The 1,012-nt window shown below is 49.0% G+C and carries 1 protein-coding gene; it reads left to right on the top strand.

Features of this window, described 5'->3' with window-relative positions; all coding sequences use genetic code 11:
- On the top strand, nucleotides 1-1,012 hold a 1,012-nt coding region (locus FTV43_RS15860), incomplete at both ends, for a tripartite tricarboxylate transporter permease (RefSeq protein ID WP_179995875.1).

Here is a 1,012-nt window from a genome sequence, read left to right as displayed (position 1 = left end):
CTATTGGGTGAACAACCGGTCAAAGGGATTCTGGCTGCCATGATTGGCCTGGCAATTGCCACTGTTGGCGTGGATGCCAACTCTGGCGTTTACCGTTATACCTTTGATTTGCCCAATCTGGCCGATGGTATTGATTTCGTGGTGGTGGTGATAGGCCTTTTTGCGGTTTCAGAAATGCTGCAAATGCTTGAAAACCTGCTTAGCGGTGTATCCATTGATGTTCCCAAAAGCAAACGCAAGCTATTCAATTTAAAAGAAATGGCACTTACCTGGTGGAGTACGGTTCGTGCCGGATTTTTAGGTTTCTTCATTGGAATTTTGCCGGGCGCCGGTGCCAGTGTCGCCTCTGCCGTTGCCTATGCCAATGAAAAAAAACTGATTGAAAGCAAAGATCCCGATGCCAAATTCGGCAAAGGAGACATGCGTGGCCTTGCAGCCCCCGAATCCGCCAACAATAGCGCAGCAACCGGTTCATTTATTCCCATGCTGGCATTGGGTGTACCCGGTTCCGGTACAACGGCGGTCATGATGGGTGCGCTGACCCTTTACAACATCACGCCCGGGCCGGTCCTGTTTGATACCCAACCCCAGCTGGTATGGGGTCTGATCGCTTCCCTGTTCATTGCCAACGTCATGCTGCTTTTAATGAACATCCCTATGGTACGTGTATTTGCATCCATGCTATCCATCCCTTCCTGGTTACTGGTGCCTGGTATTTTATCCATCAGCTTTATCGGGGTATATGCGATTAATGCCACCACATTTGACCTGATGCTGGTGGTTGGAATTGGCGTGATTGGTTATTTCCTGCGGAAAATGAATGTGCCTATGGCACCGCTTGTCCTGGGCGTGGTACTGGGCGATATGATGGAACAAAACCTTCGTCGTGCCCTTTCCATTACCAATGGTGAAATTTCCATCCTGTTTGAAAGCCCCATTTCCATCAGCTTATGGGTTGCCGCCATTCTAGTTGGCGTGGTTCCTCCATTATTCAGGAAATTTTCAAGAAAAA

This window comes from Acinetobacter sp. YH16053, assembly GCF_013417035.1.
In the GTDB taxonomy this organism is placed as follows: Bacteria; Pseudomonadota; Gammaproteobacteria; order Pseudomonadales; family Moraxellaceae; genus Acinetobacter; species Acinetobacter towneri.
This window is presented reverse-complemented; position numbering and strand designations above follow the sequence as displayed.